Source organism: Colwellia sp. PAMC 20917, from assembly GCF_001767295.1.
Taxonomy (GTDB): domain Bacteria; phylum Pseudomonadota; class Gammaproteobacteria; order Enterobacterales; family Alteromonadaceae; genus Colwellia_A.
Genome location: NZ_CP014944.1, coordinates 104,282 through 119,998, shown reverse-complemented (window position 1 = coordinate 119,998; position 15,717 = coordinate 104,282). Strand labels below are relative to the sequence as shown.

At 36.9% G+C, this 15,717-nt stretch carries 16 protein-coding genes, 1 tRNA gene and 1 pseudogene; 9 read left to right on the top strand and 9 right to left on the bottom strand.

The window, feature by feature from the left end:
* Nucleotides 1–96: 96 nt before the first annotated feature.
* Nucleotides 97–1,038 carry a PAS domain-containing protein gene (locus A3Q34_RS00575; RefSeq protein WP_070373592.1) on the top strand — a complete coding sequence of 314 codons (942 nt, stop codon included), beginning with the start codon at nucleotides 97–99 and terminating at the stop codon, nucleotides 1,036–1,038.
* Here the strand turns inward: A3Q34_RS00575 and A3Q34_RS00570 are convergent, their stop codons facing one another.
* Nucleotides 1,039–2,340: an RNA-guided endonuclease InsQ/TnpB family protein gene (locus A3Q34_RS00570; protein WP_070373591.1), complete on the bottom strand. Its 1,302-nt coding sequence runs from the start codon at nucleotides 2,338–2,340 to the stop codon at nucleotides 1,039–1,041.
* A 46-nt stretch (nucleotides 2,341–2,386) separates the two neighbouring features.
* Here A3Q34_RS00570 and tnpA point away from each other — a divergent pair, with 46 nt between their 5' ends.
* The 3 genes from tnpA to A3Q34_RS00555 all read left to right on the top strand — a co-directional run bounded on the left by tnpA (nucleotide 2,387) and on the right by A3Q34_RS00555 (nucleotide 4,514).
* Nucleotides 2,387–2,692 carry an IS200/IS605 family transposase gene (gene tnpA / locus A3Q34_RS21185; protein ID WP_197517629.1) on the top strand — a complete coding sequence of 102 codons (306 nt, stop codon included), beginning with the start codon at nucleotides 2,387–2,389 and terminating at the stop codon, nucleotides 2,690–2,692.
* A 141-nt stretch (nucleotides 2,693–2,833) separates the two neighbouring features.
* On the top strand, nucleotides 2,834–3,706 hold the full coding sequence (locus A3Q34_RS00560) for a sensor histidine kinase (protein ID WP_070373590.1): 873 nt from the start codon (nucleotides 2,834–2,836) through the stop codon (nucleotides 3,704–3,706).
* Between the two features lie 289 nt (nucleotides 3,707–3,995).
* Complete coding sequence (locus A3Q34_RS00555; RefSeq protein ID WP_070373589.1) at nucleotides 3,996–4,514, top strand: gamma-glutamylcyclotransferase family protein; 519 nt, start codon at nucleotides 3,996–3,998, stop codon at nucleotides 4,512–4,514.
* On the opposite strand, the pseudogene A3Q34_RS21180 reads toward A3Q34_RS00555, so the two are convergent.
* The 3 genes and pseudogenes from A3Q34_RS21180 to A3Q34_RS00545 all read right to left on the bottom strand — a co-directional run.
* Nucleotides 4,494–4,613, bottom strand: a pseudogene (locus A3Q34_RS21180) (IS110 family transposase); the annotation flags it as partial. The gene A3Q34_RS00555 and the pseudogene A3Q34_RS21180 overlap by 21 nt on opposite strands.
* Before the next feature lie 109 nt (nucleotides 4,614–4,722).
* Complete coding sequence (locus tag A3Q34_RS00550; RefSeq protein ID WP_070373588.1) at nucleotides 4,723–5,016, bottom strand: type II toxin-antitoxin system RelE/ParE family toxin; 294 nt, start codon at nucleotides 5,014–5,016, stop codon at nucleotides 4,723–4,725.
* The gene (locus tag A3Q34_RS00545) at nucleotides 5,016–5,255 is read right to left on the bottom strand and encodes a type II toxin-antitoxin system ParD family antitoxin (protein ID WP_070373587.1); all 240 of its coding nucleotides are present in this window, start codon (nucleotides 5,253–5,255) and stop codon (nucleotides 5,016–5,018) included. The genes A3Q34_RS00550 and A3Q34_RS00545 overlap by 1 nt, the downstream gene beginning before the upstream one ends.
* A gap of 160 nt (nucleotides 5,256–5,415) precedes the next feature.
* Between A3Q34_RS00545 and A3Q34_RS00540 the strand changes: the two genes are divergently transcribed.
* On the top strand, nucleotides 5,416–5,862 hold the full coding sequence (locus tag A3Q34_RS00540; protein ID WP_070373586.1) for an energy transducer TonB: 447 nt from the start codon (nucleotides 5,416–5,418) through the stop codon (nucleotides 5,860–5,862).
* 403 nt (nucleotides 5,863–6,265) lie between these two features.
* On the opposite strand, the gene A3Q34_RS00535 is transcribed toward A3Q34_RS00540, so the two are convergent.
* The 4 genes from A3Q34_RS00535 to A3Q34_RS00520 all read right to left on the bottom strand — a co-directional run bounded on the left by A3Q34_RS00535 (nucleotide 6,266) and on the right by A3Q34_RS00520 (nucleotide 10,443).
* Nucleotides 6,266–7,420 (bottom strand): IS110 family transposase, encoded by a 1,155-nt coding sequence (locus A3Q34_RS00535; protein WP_070373585.1) that lies wholly within the window; start codon nucleotides 7,418–7,420, stop codon nucleotides 6,266–6,268.
* 873 nt (nucleotides 7,421–8,293) lie between these two features.
* Nucleotides 8,294–8,370: transfer RNA gene (locus A3Q34_RS00530), tRNA-Pro, on the bottom strand.
* A gap of 98 nt (nucleotides 8,371–8,468) precedes the next feature.
* A complete protein-coding gene (locus A3Q34_RS00525) occupies nucleotides 8,469–10,166 on the bottom strand; it encodes a DUF3413 domain-containing protein (protein WP_070373584.1) in 1,698 nt (565 codons plus the stop codon).
* Nucleotides 10,167–10,230: 64 nt separating this feature from the next.
* Nucleotides 10,231–10,443, bottom strand: a complete 213-nt coding sequence (locus A3Q34_RS00520; RefSeq protein ID WP_070373583.1) for a DUF1414 domain-containing protein — start codon at nucleotides 10,441–10,443, stop codon at nucleotides 10,231–10,233.
* A 79-nt stretch (nucleotides 10,444–10,522) separates the two neighbouring features.
* On the opposite strand from A3Q34_RS00520, the gene yejK reads away from it, so the two are divergent.
* From yejK to A3Q34_RS00500, 4 genes are read left to right on the top strand one after another with little or no spacing between them, the layout of a single operon-like run.
* Complete coding sequence (gene yejK / locus A3Q34_RS00515; protein WP_070373582.1) at nucleotides 10,523–11,599, top strand: nucleoid-associated protein YejK; 1,077 nt, start codon at nucleotides 10,523–10,525, stop codon at nucleotides 11,597–11,599.
* 29 nt (nucleotides 11,600–11,628) lie between these two features.
* Complete coding sequence (gene pyrC, locus A3Q34_RS00510) at nucleotides 11,629–12,675, top strand: dihydroorotase (protein WP_070373581.1); 1,047 nt, start codon at nucleotides 11,629–11,631, stop codon at nucleotides 12,673–12,675.
* Between the two features lie 19 nt (nucleotides 12,676–12,694).
* Nucleotides 12,695–13,573 carry a 6-carboxytetrahydropterin synthase gene (locus tag A3Q34_RS00505; protein WP_070373580.1) on the top strand — a complete coding sequence of 293 codons (879 nt, stop codon included), beginning with the start codon at nucleotides 12,695–12,697 and terminating at the stop codon, nucleotides 13,571–13,573.
* Entirely contained in the window at nucleotides 13,566–14,396 is an 831-nt protein-coding gene (locus tag A3Q34_RS00500) for a M23 family metallopeptidase (RefSeq protein WP_083277842.1), read from the top strand. The genes A3Q34_RS00505 and A3Q34_RS00500 overlap by 8 nt, the downstream gene beginning before the upstream one ends.
* A 77-nt stretch (nucleotides 14,397–14,473) precedes the next feature.
* Here the strand turns inward: A3Q34_RS00500 and A3Q34_RS00495 are convergent, their stop codons facing one another.
* Nucleotides 14,474–15,715, bottom strand: coding sequence for a tyrosine-type recombinase/integrase (locus A3Q34_RS00495; RefSeq protein ID WP_070373579.1), 1,242 nt, complete (start codon nucleotides 15,713–15,715; stop codon nucleotides 14,474–14,476).
* Nucleotides 15,716–15,717 lie beyond the last annotated feature (2 nt).

The following is a 15,717-nucleotide window of genomic DNA, read 5'->3' as shown; positions in this document are numbered from 1 at the left end:
GCTGTTTATTTTTACATCAGTAAATAATAAATAATTATGCTTAATTTCAATCATCATATATATTTAATAGGGGTATAACTAAGAAAGGGCACCTAAGTGACTAATAGTGAACAACAATTAGAGTTTATACGTTTATTATCATTAGATTCAGAAACTAATTTCACCAATACAGAGCATTTCTCTTTCGCGATGAAAAAGCTGTCAGTGCTCTTGAACAGTCCATTCTTTATTTTTACCGTAGTTTACAAAGATATTCAAAATAAAAAGTCACATTACAATAGTTACTGTTTGAACACGCAAAATAATGAGCCAAGTGAAGAGCGTGTCGTTGTTAATGTAAATCAAAGCGAATTACCCGACACTATTTGTTTATTAAATCGTCAATTACAAGAAATAAAACAAAGTAAAAGCCAAGTCACTGTTAGTTTCTTAAACAAAACAGATTTTAGCGATTCTCAAGACGATAATTGCTTTGTGTTACCCTTTACCGTGGATGATGAGCTTATAGGTGTAATTAGCTATCAAGCGAATACGCCTAATACCGTGATTAAAACATCTAGCCCGCTCTATCAATTTATTCATTATGTTTTTTCTGCCGACCATACAAATAGGCAAAAAGGTACACAAATCAACACGCTTCAAACCGTATTGAACCTAATGCCACAGCGTGTTTTTTGGAAAAACAGAGAATCTGTTTATTTAGGAAGTAATAAAGCTTTTTCAAATGATGCCCATCTTAATTCGCCTTCTGACATTGTTGGAGTGACTGATTTTGATATATTTCCTGAACAGGCAGAGCTGTATAGGTCAGATGACGCTCATACAATGACCTCAAGAGAGCATTTAATCGCTTCAGAAGAACCTCAAACCCATGCTAATGGAAAAACCATCTGGTTACGCACCTCTAAACGACCGATTATTAATGAGTTTAATGAAGTTATTGGTATCGTTGGTACTTACGATGACATTTCTGAATTAAAAAATATGCAGGTCGAGTTAATTGACAGCTCCTGCACCGCAAGCGGTGAGGATTCTTGATCAGGCCACGTGAAATAGCTCAGACGGTGTTTTACCACCTGCACTCGAAAGTGCCTGAGCCGCATCAAGGGTGTTATCAAGCAACATGCCATCTGTCAGATGGACTACGCAGTTCAGCCTTATTACAGGGACTTTTACAGGTCTGCGATACTTTGCCACAAGTGGCGGGAGAAGGTATCCTTTTTCTATTCTACCGTTCTCGAATTTATTTTTAATGTTGGCCGAACCGACCAAATCCCGCACTCCAATGAAATCACATTCTGGATTTTTACACTGGTAATTGCGCCCCGAAGGTTTGTGTCTATGACCGCATTTCGGGCAAGTCTGAGTGGTGTACTGCTCTCCTATTTTATCAAGCTCTACACCTTGGAATTTACCTTTGTATTTAAGATAGGTGAGTAGCTGCCCAAGGGGATTGTTGCTGTTCATTTGATTTGAACGTCTTGAGCCTTTCTTCTTTTTCCGAGCATTCTTACTCATATTGATGCAATCGCCCACAACAAGCATACCTGCTTGTTGTTTCACGCAATAATCAATCATTTGCTTGGATGCATGATGGAGAAAATTGCGCTGCTGATTGTCATTTCTGAACAGCATTTTAGCTTTTGCTACTCGTAATTTTCGGCTCCGTCTAGACCCTTTCTTGCATTTTGAAAGCAGTCTTGAGAATTCAGCGAGCTTCTTGTTTCTATACTGAATTAACGAGCGAAGACCGCGACCAACTATGATCTCCGACGTTTCGCCATCGGTCATCGCTGCAAGATGAATTACACCTAAGTCAGCAGCAACTACGTTGCTGCCAGCGGACTTAATGGTTTTGATATCTTGCTTTATCGTGAGCCTAAGCTCCCGAAAACTAAGCTCCGCCCCTGTGATTTTACCAATGGGTATATCTTTTGGAATGCGAACGATGAGTTTTTTAACTCCAAGTCCGTTTGAAAGAATGACGCGGTTACCTTTTCTTTTTATCGCCGAAGCCTTGTACATTACTACCTGGAAGTGCTTCCTGTCACGGTACGGATAACGAGCTTTTTTATCGCCAGCTTTTCGATTCTCTGAGGTTGTTTCGATGTTAGCAAAGAACTTTTTAATAAGCGCCTGGTTTGTCTGGCTATGAAGTCGGTACTTACTTTTAAAGTGCTTTTCAAAATCACCTCTAAAAGGCCACTTCCATCGGCGTTTTCGGATGAATTTGTGCAGTTTAACCATATCGTTCCAAAGGCGAGCTGACTCTCTTCGCAACTCTGTTTGCAAAGGTGTTGTCTGACCGATATTAAATTTCGAAACGCTGATTAAACTCATAATGACGACTATACTGTATAAATAACCAGTGTCAATAAGTGTCTGTATGAAATATAAAAAGAGCGCTCATTCTTCGTATTTAATTCAAGCTCACATTATATTTGTTACTAAATATCGTGAGCGGAAGTTTACGAGCGAGATGTTATATAAAATGAACTTTATAATAAAAAGAGAATGTTTAAAACTAAAGTCAGAATTGGTTGAGTTTAATGGGGAGTCAGATCATGTTCACATGATTATCTCTTACCTGCCTTCTATTTCAATTTCACGATTAGTTAATGTTTTAAAAAGTATTACAGGTCGAGAGATGAAGTTGTGGTTTCCGCAGTTAAATCAGGTAGCTTGGAGGTAGAATGCACTTTGGAGCTCTGGTTATTATGCATGCTCTGTCGGCGGAGCGCCGATAGAGGTTCTTAAGCAATACAATCGAGCAGCAAGATAGGCCGCATTAGATTGCTATGCAATCTCGGCTATCCATCCCTCACCGCAAGCGGTGGGGCTTTTCGCCGATTTCGGTAAAGCTCGAGATGAATTAGAAGAAAAAGTTGAAGAGCGTACGAAAGAGCTAAGTCAAACTTACAAAAAATTAGCCGTAGCATTTGAGTCATTAAAGTCAACACAAGACCAGCTTGTTGAGTCTGAAAAAATGGCGGCCTTAGGTAATTTAGTTGCCGGTGTTGCCCATGAGATTAATACGCCTCTTGGTATTGCTGTAACGGGGGCTAGTAATTTAGAACATAGCGCGCAACTGATTAAAAAAGCGGTGGAAAGTGGAAAAATTAGAAGAACAGCGTTTGTTAATCAATGTAACAGCTTGATTGGTAGTAGCGATATAATTTTACGTAATTTAGAGCGGGCCTCTGAATTGCTAAGGAATTTTCAGAGGATAGCCGTTGACCAATCAAATGACGAAAAACGCACAATTAATTTCTTTAAATATTTAAATGATATTATTTCGACATTGTCGTCTCGGGTTAGTGAAAAGAATATAAAAATATTTTTATCAGGAGATGAAACCTTACCCCTTTTAACATCACCAGGTACGATTGCACAAATAGTAACTATTTTGATTGATAACGCCTTAACTCATGCATTTAAAGAAATAATTAATGGTCAAATAAAAATCAGTTTTAAAGTACAAAATGAAATGCTAATGCTTACTGTGCAAGATAATGGTTGTGGTATTGAAGTGGGAAAGATAGAAAAGGTGTTTGAACCTTTTTATACAACGCAACGGCAAAAAGGTTCTGGTCTAGGGCTAAGTATTCTCTATAACCTAGTCACTCAAAGTTTGAACGGTAAAGTTACCTGTTTTAGTACGGTTGATGAATCTACACAATTTGTTATCGCATTACCCTTAGATTAATAAACATCTTATATAAACTAAGTGCTGGGGTAATGTATGCTTTGATTTTTCGAGTAGTTTATATGAAAAATCAAAATGACTTATTTGAGTTAAGCTCCATACTAACGGTTAAGCCATCCCAAGCGTAAACATATAAGCAATACGAACATGTAAAAGCTAATGTTTTTTTGTTACCCTTTAAGCCGATGTCATAGAATTTCAAACAATAAATAGTTAAATGTTTGTGTTCTATATTTTTAACCAATAATTATTTGCCTGTTGATCAGGTATTAATCGCAGAGGAGTTTTGATGAAGTATTTTGCATATGGTTCAAACATGTCCCTTATAAGACTTCAACAAAGGGTGCCAAGTGCCCAAAAAATTGACACAGTAAGTCTTAAAAATCATCAGTTGCGTTTTAATATGAGTGGCAAAGATGGATCAGGTAAATGCGACTCTTTTTATACGAATAATAGTGATGACGTGGTCGTAGGCGCTCTTTTTGAGATAGATGAAAATGAGAAACCCATTTTAGATAGAGCGGAAAGTTTAGGGTCTGGGTATAATGAAAAAACAGTATCCGTAATAAATGAACAGGGAAAAACGTTCGAAGCACTAATTTATTGCGCAATTAAAATAGACCCTTCATTAAAACCATATACTTGGTACCTAAATCACGTCATTGTTGGGGCAAAAGAAACAAAGCTACCGTTGGATTACCTCGCTATTATCGAATCTGTTGTCTGTATAGAGGATCCAAATAAAGAGAGAGAAACAAAAGAACGGGCAATGTATCGTCCACACACTATTCAAAAAGACTGTGCTTAGATGAGTTGATTTAGCGCCACGTTGGTCTTCAATATAAGCGACTTCAGTAAATGTTTTATGGGTATCTAAGCCAATGAAAAGTATGTTATGTTTTATCATGCTAGCCTCTGTTTGATAATGTTGACACATATATTATGGCTCTGGTTTGTAAAACTAACCCACATTTAGAGGCTAGCACCTTGTGGGGGGTCATTGTGTCTATATTTTTCTAGATAGCAGAGTTAACATCCATACTTTTATGCAGCACACGTACAATTAATATTTGATTTACTTTATGTTCTTTGTAATAAATTACGTGGCTAGCTTGAGGATATTTACTGTAACCCTCTCTGATGTAATCACAGTTTATTCCTAACTCTGGCTCCTCAGCTAATAATCGAAATGTGCTATCTAATATTTTTAAATAATCATTTCGTTGCGTGGTTCCCCATGTAAGTTGAGTGTATAGAGCTATTTTAATTAAATCTGATTTCGCTTTAGCGGATAATACTAATTTTTTCATTAGTGATTTTCGTTATCTAATTCTGTTAATAAAGAATCATAACTGTAATCAGCTATACCGCTTTGTTCACCTTGAATAAGCATATTGCGTAAATTTAATAGTTTAGTCTCTTGATCTTCTAAAGCTCTTAACCCAGCTCGAACAATTTCACTCGCTGAACCGTAACGACCTGTGTTAAGTTGTTGGTTAATAAACTGATCAAAGTGATCGCCTAGTGTGACGCTAGTATTTTTAGCCATAATGAAACCCTTGTTTGTACCAATATATATTAGATTATGGTATAAAATATATAACAAGGCAATTAAATGGACAAAAAACAGCTGGCTGTTTCACTTCGTTCACATTATAGCCAACCATTTTTAGCCGCTTATTGCGGCGTTAGAGCTAAAGGAGAAAGCTTTGAATAAATCATATCTATTACTGCCACTTGCACTTTTTGTGGTTTCCTGTACTTCAACAACTAAAGTTGAAGAAACTAAAATTGATTACCTTGACTTATCAGGTAAAGAACAAGTTAAACTCGTTGAAGAATATTGGAGTGTTGCAAAAAGAATTGATCCAAGATACCCAGTTTCAGCTGCAAGAAATAATATATCAGGTTGTGTTGATTTGATCGTTGGCATTGATCAAAATGGAAAAGCTAAAGGGTATAAGATTCGCTCATCATATCCTAAAGGTGTATTTGATAATAATGCCGCCGCCGCGCTAGTTAAATGGAAGTGGCAAGCAACAGAGAAAAATAAAAATAATACGCCAGTTTTAACTTCTGTCCGTATGGATTTTTCGACTAGTAGAAACCCAACTGAGACTAAGTACTTGGAAAATTGCCCTAAACGTGAAGTTTAGCTATAACATGCTGTTAAACAAGGAGAAAAGTAGTTGGCTTTTGCTCCTTCGTTGCTAATTTTAACCAACTATTTTTAGCCCGTTAATTGGGCGTTGGTATGACTCCCCACGTCAAGTTAAATACACTGATCCTTGTTCATTAATTTCAGAATCATTGTATTCACTTTTAGTATTAAGTGAGTTAACGCATAGAATGAAGCAAGTAATTTCGTCGGTTATCATGCTGATATTCGTGAATTACTAACTTGTTTGCTAGCAGCGCCTACCTTACTCATTTCGTCGTGGCACCTGTCTTCAGTCTATGTTCGCGGTTCAATAGCCGTTAGGCTATTGCCGTCCTAACGCCGTCGGTGATTGTGCCACACCCGATGCTTGATCCCATGCGCTAACTCAAAACTTTTATTCATGCAGGTACTGTCGATATTCTTAGCTTCACATCAATTTTTGGTAGCACTACCTCGCGAGAAATAGCCCAAATATAAGCGATCATTTCTCTGGCGATGGCCGTAACGACCACATTACGATGTTTGCCTTTATGCATGAGTCGTTGATAGCGGCGGCACAACCTCAGTTGAGCTTGCCAAGCCATATCAATAATTTCTTTGCTTAAGCCTTCTTGTCTTAATTGCATTTCTTTTGAAATATTGGCGTTGTGTTTATACGAATGTGCACCTTCGACCAGTAGTCGTCTTGCACGGCTGTTACCGCATTTGGTAATAGCACCTAAATGGCGTTTATCGCCACTTGAATGTTCACTTGGTACAAGACCAAGGTAACTCATTAATTTTCTGGGATGGTCGAACCGTGATAAGTCACCTAGTTCGGCAATCACTCCTGTGGCGACTAATAACCTCACACCACGGAGCGCCTGTATCGCTTTAACTACAGGATAAAACCGCCAGTTTTTCACTTGATGTGTTAATTCATTATCCAGCCTTTTTAAGCGTTTTAGTCGTTCATTAATGGTTAAAACCGCTTCTTGCAAAACAATTTGCTGACAAGGATGAGGTAATACTAATTCAGCGAGCCAACGCAAATGTTGTAATGACCAGTTATCTTTTATTTTGCTGTTAATGTTGTTACGTAATAACAATGCTTTAAGTTGATATTTAGCATCCTTTAAGTCTTTCATGCCTGTTTCTCGTGCCCGAGATAAGTCCCGTACGGCTTCATCTTCGGGCTCAGGGACATAGATAGATGTTAAGTCTTCAGACTTGAGCAGCTTTGCAAGTTTGAGCGCATCACGTTTATCGGTTTTGATTTTATCTCCTGGTTTTTTAGGGATAAGAGAAGGTGCGATGACATAGCAACAATGATTAAGGCTGGTGAGAAAGCGGTAAATCCAATAGCCACAAGGACCTGCTTCGTAAACAAAATGAAGTGTGGCATCTGGATATTTTGATTGTAATTGTCGTGCGAGTTTTTTAAAGGCGGCTTTATTACTGAGTATTTTACCTAGATGAGTTGATTTAGCGCCACGTTGGTCTTCAATATAAGCGACTTCAGTAAATGTTTTATGGGTATCTAAGCCAATGAAAAGTATGTTATGTTTTATCATGCTAGCCTCTGTTTGATAATGTTGACACATATATTATGGCTCTGGTTTGTAAAACTAACCCACATTTAGAGGCTAGCACCTTGTGGGGAGTCATTGTGTCTAGGAAGCTAAATGAAAGTTCAGCATATCATCGACGATTTAGAGTCTGTCTTTAGCAAGCAGCCTGAAACAAAATAGTATGATGTCGCCTTTGCTTGTTACTCAGAAGATGGGTCAGGAAGTATAGAAATCGACTACGTAGAAGCCTTTGATTGGGATGAGGATGAAGAATTTTTTCTTATTCCAGAAAACTGCGCGAAACATTATCAGCGAGAAGCAGTTAAATACAAAGCAGCGCACTTTGTAGAAGAATTAAGAAACATTAAAATTGAGAACTTTCAGGATTTGAAACATATGTAAGAGAAAAGATTAAAATAGCAAAGGACGGTTCTGTTTTTTCATAAACTCACCTATGTGGGGAACAGGCGTTCACGATGTTGAGAGGTTTGTATATTTCTAACACGGTAAAAAGAGAGCGTAGCTAAAGTAATACTGTGATCTCTTTTATCCATTATCTTTTCTTGGTGTCATTTGTAAGGCTAAAGTATCAGCAAAATTATAATTTTTGTCTTTTGCGGCCTTAACTTAAGTATTGCCTAACGGTTATGCTATTTTGCTATGACACATCAATATTATAATAATTAAACAATCAGATCTTTCTAAAAACATCATAATCATGAGTAATAGATAGTGTTACTTGGAGTGTTACATTAGCGGTGGGATTTTATAACACAATATAGGTTTGTAAAAAGCGTTATAATTTTGCTGTTTAGTGGTTTGGATTGATCTTTAGGCATAAAAAAAGACGCCCTAGGACGTCTTGATTTATAAATGTGGTCGGAGTAGCAAGATTCGAACTTGCGACCTCACGTCCCCCAGACGCACGCGCTACCAAGCTGCGCTATACCCCGAATAAGTAAACATTAAGAGGGTTAATCTGTTTACTGCCTGTATAATAATGGTTTAAATACTGATTGCAATATAAAATATAGAAAATCAATCTGTTAGTTTATTTATTGTTCAATTTCTCTGCCTGCTTACTAAACTGCTTAATAAAGTTAACCCCGTCAATCATTAATGGAAAATCAGAGTTTACCATTATAGGGGCCGCTAATTGTCGAGAGTAGCTTTGGAAATTACCATTTTGATCAATAAACACTGATTTGTCTTTACTAAATACCATCATGCCATCGTCCATGGTATTGGCAATAATACGGTCTTTGGATAACTGCAGAACATTTTTGCCATTACTATAGGTTTTTTCATTAATGTCACAGTTTAACCATTCCTGTATTAAGGTTGGTTGAATATCCATGTGACTGGTTAAATGGCTCACTGTCTTACTTTCACTTTCAGGCAAAATGAGTAACGAAGGTTTAATAGATAAACTGGTCGCCTTGGTCTTGTTACCAACGGAAGTGATCCAAATAATATCTTTAGTTTGTTTTGTTTTTTGTGCTAGCAGCAATGCATCCATAAACAATTCAAATTGGTAAGTATTACTGTCAGCAAAATAAAATAAATGTAAACCTACAGGTAAGCTATTAAGCTTATCAGCAAAGACTAGTGATGAAATATTATCAAGTATCGTTTGCTGATTAAATAAAGGTTCAAAACCTTGTGATTCTAGTACTAGCTCTTTATTTATCTTGTCATAGCCATGGATCATTGTGTATGAACTTGCCAACTTATTTCTGTCTAATAATTGAAAGAGTAAAGGGATCGCCTTTTGTTCTTCCAAGCCTTCTTGGTAAATACTTGGCAAGCTGTAAAACAAGTTAAACCACGCGTTTTTGTGTAAGGCGTTATCTATATGATGTTCGAGCGTTAACTGGTTTTGGGTGTTTCTCTGCTTAAATTGCTTGATCTGTTTATCTGTTAAGCTGACATCGTTAACCACCATAAATACTGATTTTTGTATTGGTGTTTGTGAAACACAGGCTTCATTGAGCAGTGGGTATTGAGGAATAGCATTGGTAAAGGCTAGTGGGCTTGTTGTTCTTTCTATATATGCTTCACGGTCAAACATACCGTATTTTGTGAGTAATGTTTTAGCCGTCGATGGGTATGACAAAGGTAATACTGTGTCTTGTCTTAAAATATCATATTCTAAGTTCGCATCAGCCCAAATATGTAATAAGTGGCTAAAGAAAAAAGAACAAACTAAACCGATAACAACAAACTTTGCGAAGACGACTTTCTGTAAGTCTCTTAAATGTTTCCACGCATAATTACTTATAATTAATTCGAACGCTAAAATAAACAAGGTTAATACGATACTAACAAACCAAAAAATACGGCTGTTATGTTGTATTTGCGTGCTAATTAGATCAACAATTTGTGCGCTTGAAGAAGCATTTAGATGGTAACCCAAACTGTTATATATATAAGCATCAAGCAGTAATATTAACAATTGCAGGGTAAAGACTACCGAGGCTGTCGCTCGAATAAAACGGGTATGTGGAAATATTAAGGTGATCGGGAATAATATTAAAACAAAAGTCATAAAGGTTAAAAAACCCATATGACTAAACCACGTGGTGATTAAATAAAATTGTCCAAGGAATGTCTCGGGACCTCCTTCACTAAAAATATAAAAGGATGATAATCCAATGGCGGCAATTATATTAAAAAAAGTGAACCAATGGCTCCAACTGATCAGGTGTAACAGGCGCTTGCTATACGTTTTTGAATCAAATGCAACCATAGTTAATTATCATTCTCTTATTATTGTAGTTTATCAGTTCTATATTTTATGAATATAGGGGTAATTATAGGACTGACTTTTTTAAAGCATTGGTGAAATTGGTTACTATATCAGCTCTTTTTGCTTCAGGAATATTTTTATTAATAATTTCTGTTAAGGTATTTCCTAAGCACATTAGCGCTAGATCAGGGGTTGCAGACTCATTAACTAAAACATTATGTAAATCTTGGATAATTTTTTCTACACGTTCATTCGAATACTTGGATACAATAGGCATCTTAAATACTTAATAGGTTATTTGATAGATTGGTACAAGTTTATCAAATGCCTGAACAATATAAAACTGGCCTTTAACTATGAGCTTAATTATTTCAAACATTGCCCTACATTTTTTAACCAAAAAAGAAGAAACCGGTGAAGTTGTGCTGCGTTTAGGGCCAGAATCTATCGAAATCAGCAATAAGATTGAAAATTTTGTTGATGGACTTCATAAAATCTATAATGCTAAAGCGAGTAAAGCCTACGGACATTTTACCACTATGCCTGCAGCAGGAGATACTGCTCGTTTTGTTGATATTATGGAAAGCTATTTAGGTGAATCACAAAGTTTTTATGCTTTTAGTAGTCAGGCGGCTAATTTATTAAAAAATGAATTGGAAAAATATAACCTGGCTGAAACCGGCTACTTAGTTGTTTGCCACTATGAGTATATGGGCGGTCGTTATTTACTAGCTACAGTGATCCCCGTTTCTGAACATTATTCTGTTGATGGCGAATTGAATATTTCTGCTGACAAACACCTTGATACCGCGCGTATGCAATTAGCAGCGCGTATCGATTTATTTGATTATAAAGAAAACCAGCAAGGTAATAAGTATGTTTCGTTTATCAAAGGTAGAGCGGGTCGTGTTGTTTCTGATTTCTTTTTAGACTTTTTAGGTTGTGAAGAAGGCTTAAATTCCAAAGAACAGACACAAACGTTAGTGCAGGCTGTTGAAGATTATGTTGCTGTTAATCAACTTGATGCGACAGAAAAACAGAATACCCGCAAAGAATTATTGAGTTACTGTAAAGAACAAAAAAGCGCTGCTCAGGATGTCTCCATTCAAGAAATAGGGCAAGTGATCAAGCAAGAGGGCGCTACTCAAGATTTTCATCAATTTTGCCAAGAGCAATCTTATCCGTTGGAAGAATCTTTTCCACATGATCAAACGGTTGTTAATAAAGTCACTAAGTACTCAGGGTATGGTAATGGTATTAGCTTGAGCTTTGAACGCAGCCACTTTGGTGAAGACGTTGTTTACAATGCGGCAAATGAAAGTATTACTATTTATAAAGTCCCCCCAAATTTAAAAGATCAATTATTAGCGTTATTGCAAACAGCTGATAAGAAAGAGCAAGACGCTCATCAATCTGAAAATACAGAATTTTAAAGTTAGTTAACTAATTTATAGGTATAAAAATGACAACATTAACCATTACTCGCCCAGACGATTGGCATGTACATTTACGCGATGGCGATGCTTTAACGACCACAGTTCCAGATATTAGCCGTTACTTTGGCCGCGCTATTATTATGCCAAACTTAGTTCCTCCCGTTACCAATGCTGAATTAGCGACGCAATATCATCAACGCATTATGGCTGCTAATATAAACGGCTCAAAACAAAGTACGCCATTTCAACCATTAATGGTGCTTTATTTAACTGATAAAACAACCGTACAAGAAATATACGACGCTAAAGCAACGGGTCTTGTTTTTGCGGCTAAGTTGTATCCTGCTGGAGCAACGACAAATTCTTCTTCTGGTGTGACGAGTATTGATAACATCGCTGATGTACTTGCAGCAATGCAAGAAGTGGGCATGCTTTTATTGGTCCACGGCGAAGTGACTGACAGCCATATTGATATATTTGATCGTGAAGCGATATTTATTGAAACTATTTTAACGCCCTTAGTAGCAAAATATACGGAATTAAAAATAGTTTTAGAACATATAACCACTAAAAATGCGGTTGAATTTGTTGAGCAAGCAGGTGATAACGTTGCGGCGACCATTACCGTTCACCATTTATTATTTAATCGTAACGATATGTTAGTTGGCGGGATTAAACCTCATTACTACTGTCTACCTATTTTGAAACGTAATATTCATCAACAAGCATTAATTGCTGCAGCAACTGGAGGGAGTCGTAAGTTTTTCTTAGGAACTGATTCTGCTCCTCACCCACAACATGCCAAAGAATCGGCTTGTGGTTGTGCAGGATCTTATACGGCACATGCAGCAATTGAGCTCTATGCTGAAGCATTTGAAGCAGCAGGGGCCTTGGATAAATTAGAGGGCTTTGCGAGTTTACATGGGCCAGCATTTTATAATTTACCCGTTAATAGCGATAAAATAACTTTAGAAAAAGCCCAATGGCATGTACCAGCGACGATTTCGTTTGGTCATGATGTTGTTGTGCCAATCCGTGCTAACGATACTATTGCTTGGCAAGTAAAAGACTAGATTTAAATAGGAAGTAATAATGCAATTATTTGTAAATGATTTAACGGTCATTGATTTTTCATACTGTTGCCAGGAACGTGGCATTGTCGGCGAGAGTTGGATCGTTGATGTACTCCTTGATGGTGCTCTCAATGAAATGAGCATGGTGCTTGACTTTGCTGTGGTTAAAAAGCAAATTAAAGCAATTATAGATGATGCTGTTGATCATAAATTATTATTACCGATGAAAAACGAATGTATGACTGTTACTGATTCATTACATCAGGAAAACCATGAATACGTTGATTTTATTAGTGAGCGGGCCAGTTACTATTTGCAGTCACCAAAATGTGCTTTTGCTAAAATTACTAGCGATACGATTGATGTAGCATCTGTTACTGAGCATTTAACCGCAATAATTCTTGAGCAATTACCACAAAATGTTCAAGGTCTTAAGCTAACCCTTCGACCAGAGAATATAAGTGGCGATTTTTACCATTACACCCATGGTTTAAAATTACATGACGGAAATTGTCAGCGTATTGCTCATGGTCACCGTTCTACTATTCATATCTTACAAAAAGGTCAACGGGTAGCTGCATTAGAAAAAGCATGGTGCTTACGTTGGCAAGATATTTATATTGCTTCAGATGTTGACCGTGTTGCAAAAGCAGATATTGAACTGTCAAATTTTGCTCAACATAATTTGACGCCCGATCACCATTTCTTTTCTTATACCGCGCCACAAGGTCGCTTTGACATCGCGGTTGAGAATACGGTATTAGACGTTGTCGATTGTGACTCAACCGTTGAGCTTTTAGCCGACTTTATTGCCAGACAATTAGTTGCTGATAATCAACGTGAGGTAACGGTTGTTGCCTTTGAAGGTGTTGGTAAAGGCGCGATTGCAAATGCTTAATACTAAAAACACTAAGCTTATAACCTTATGTTTAATCGGTGTTTTTTTTAATCAGCACTCGTTTGCTGATATTAAGCTTTCCGGAGAAATAAAGCAGGGCGCTTTAGTTATAGGTAAAACAGCTAATGATAATGTTGTTACCTTTGATGGAAAAGTACTGCCTTTATCTGAGTATGGCGATTATGTTTTTGGATTTAGCCGCGATGATGATAAAACGCATCAATTAATGATCACTCAGCCAAATGGTGAAAAAGAATTAAAGACTTTAACACCGTTAAAGCGTCAATACGATATTCAACGTATTGAAGGTATTGCCAAAAAAATAATGAACCCCAATCCAAAAGCTGTTACTCGTTCTAAGCAAGATGGCGCGCAAGTGAGTACAGCCAGACAAACCTTAAGTACTAAAACTGATTTTGCAAAAGGTTTTATTGCACCAATAACAGGCATTATTACGGGTGTTTATGGTAGCCAACGGGTTTTTAATGGTGTACCTAAACGTCCTCATTATGGTTTAGATTACGCAGGAAAAACCGGCGATCCAGTCAAAGCTCCCGCAGCAGGCACTGTGGTAATGTTCGTATCTGATATGTTTTATTCAGGTGGCACTATGATAATAGATCACGGTCATGGTATTACTTCTAGTTTTTTACATTTAAGTAAATCTTACGTTAAAACCGGTGACGAAGTTAAAAAAGGACAAGTTGTTGCTGCCGTTGGCTCTAGTGGCAGAACTACAGGTCCTCATTTAGATTGGCGTATTAATTGGTTTAATATGCGTTTAGATCCCGCATTAGCGTTAAAAGCTGTTGCCATTAAATAGAAAATATTAACGCGATATTAAGGTCTACATTCATTTATTAAGTTGGCTGTAAGTTATACAAATAAATGAGTGTAGGATTAATTAACCCGTCGTTTTTTACCACTTTCAGCACGTTTTTTATTTTCACTTTGAACATATACCGTATCGGTTGTTGCCATGCTTGCATGACCCAGATCTTCTGAAATATCTTTAAGAGGGCGCCCACGTTCAATTTCCATACTTGCACCGGTATGCCTTAACCAATGGGCAGAAGCTTCTTTCAATTTTAATGCCTTATTTTCACCTTCGGATCTGCGCATATTTTCATGTGCTTGATCGAAAACACTTTGAACTAAACGGCGTAAATGTCGAGATGTCATACCACCTTGGCCACGAACTTTCTCAACAAGAATTGAATTTTCATTACTGGATGGCAAGCCTAATAAACCTCGTGAAGAGCGGTAACGCTCTAAAAAAGGTAAGAAATCAAGAGGAACCGTGATATCACGTAATTTACGGCTTTTTCCAAAGACTTTAAGCCACCAATTTTCATCATCATCTTGCCAAAAGTGTCCCATTGTAGGTGACCAATTTGCACGTTCTGATAGTTCCGAAATTCTTAAAAAAAGAGTTTTTAATGCAGATATAACAAATAAATTTCGTTCAAATAGTGGGTTTTCATCAGCCATTTCAATGGCTGTATCTAAAACATATTGCCATTGGCTAGCGGTTAAACGTTTAACTTCTTTAACTTGAGAGTCGATTATAAAATGTCGGCAATCTTTTTTAGCTATTTGTGCGGGATTACCAATGCAAAAATCCTCAGCCATTAAATAGTTGTAGAAAACGATAATTGCGGTAAACATTGATGAAAGTGTTTGTTGTGATGGACGATATTTTTTCTTATCGATGATATATTCAGATTTTAGACTTTTAGGTGCTTGGATTTTATATGGGAACCAAAGCTCATTAGCCAAAGAATAACCATTGGATATTTTGAAACGTTCTTGATTTGATGTACCAATCCAAGTAACTGGTGGCTGCCAACAAAAGTCAGCATATTCAAGTAAGTCTGATTTACGTAATTGGTCTATTGGTTTCTTCTTTTCAATAAATGACCATAAAAGAAAACGTTCAACGTCATTTCTAAATCGGTCATAAGTGTGTGTAGATTTATTTCTACCAATATAAGTAAGGAAAATTTTCCCCCAATCAAATTGTTCAAGCCACCAAGGTTCATTTGATGAGAATATTTTATCTAACTCTGGGTAGTCATCAAAATCAAAATCACACAAATCAATGTATGGTGGATATAAAGGAACAGGTTTATTTAACAACATTA

Excerpts from the sequence above, each read along its gene's own strand:
- A3Q34_RS00535 (WP_070373585.1), bottom strand. The coding sequence starts at position 7,420 with ATGATAAAACATAACATACTTTTCATTGGCTTAGATACCCATAAAACA.
- tnpA (WP_197517629.1), top strand. The coding sequence starts at position 2,387 with ATGAAATATAAAAAGAGCGCTCATTCTTCGTATTTAATTCAAGCTCAC.
- A3Q34_RS00570 (WP_070373591.1), bottom strand. The coding sequence starts at position 2,340 with ATGAGTTTAATCAGCGTTTCGAAATTTAATATCGGTCAGACAACACCT.
- A3Q34_RS00520 (WP_070373583.1), bottom strand. The coding sequence starts at position 10,443 with ATGCCTATTGTATCCAAGTATTCGAATGAACGTGTAGAAAAAATTATC.
- A3Q34_RS00550 (WP_070373588.1), bottom strand. The coding sequence starts at position 5,016 with ATGAAAAAATTAGTATTATCCGCTAAAGCGAAATCAGATTTAATTAAA.
- yejK (WP_070373582.1), top strand. The coding sequence starts at position 10,523 with ATGAGCTTAATTATTTCAAACATTGCCCTACATTTTTTAACCAAAAAA.
- A3Q34_RS00495 (WP_070373579.1), bottom strand. The coding sequence starts at position 15,715 with ATGTTGTTAAATAAACCTGTTCCTTTATATCCACCATACATTGATTTG.
- A3Q34_RS00555 (WP_070373589.1), top strand. The coding sequence starts at position 3,996 with ATGAAGTATTTTGCATATGGTTCAAACATGTCCCTTATAAGACTTCAA.
- A3Q34_RS00545 (WP_070373587.1), bottom strand. The coding sequence starts at position 5,255 with ATGGCTAAAAATACTAGCGTCACACTAGGCGATCACTTTGATCAGTTT.
- A3Q34_RS00500 (WP_083277842.1), top strand. The coding sequence starts at position 13,566 with ATGCTTAATACTAAAAACACTAAGCTTATAACCTTATGTTTAATCGGT.
- A3Q34_RS00525 (WP_070373584.1), bottom strand. The coding sequence starts at position 10,166 with ATGGTTGCATTTGATTCAAAAACGTATAGCAAGCGCCTGTTACACCTG.
- A3Q34_RS00505 (WP_070373580.1), top strand. The coding sequence starts at position 12,695 with ATGCAATTATTTGTAAATGATTTAACGGTCATTGATTTTTCATACTGT.
- pyrC (WP_070373581.1), top strand. The coding sequence starts at position 11,629 with ATGACAACATTAACCATTACTCGCCCAGACGATTGGCATGTACATTTA.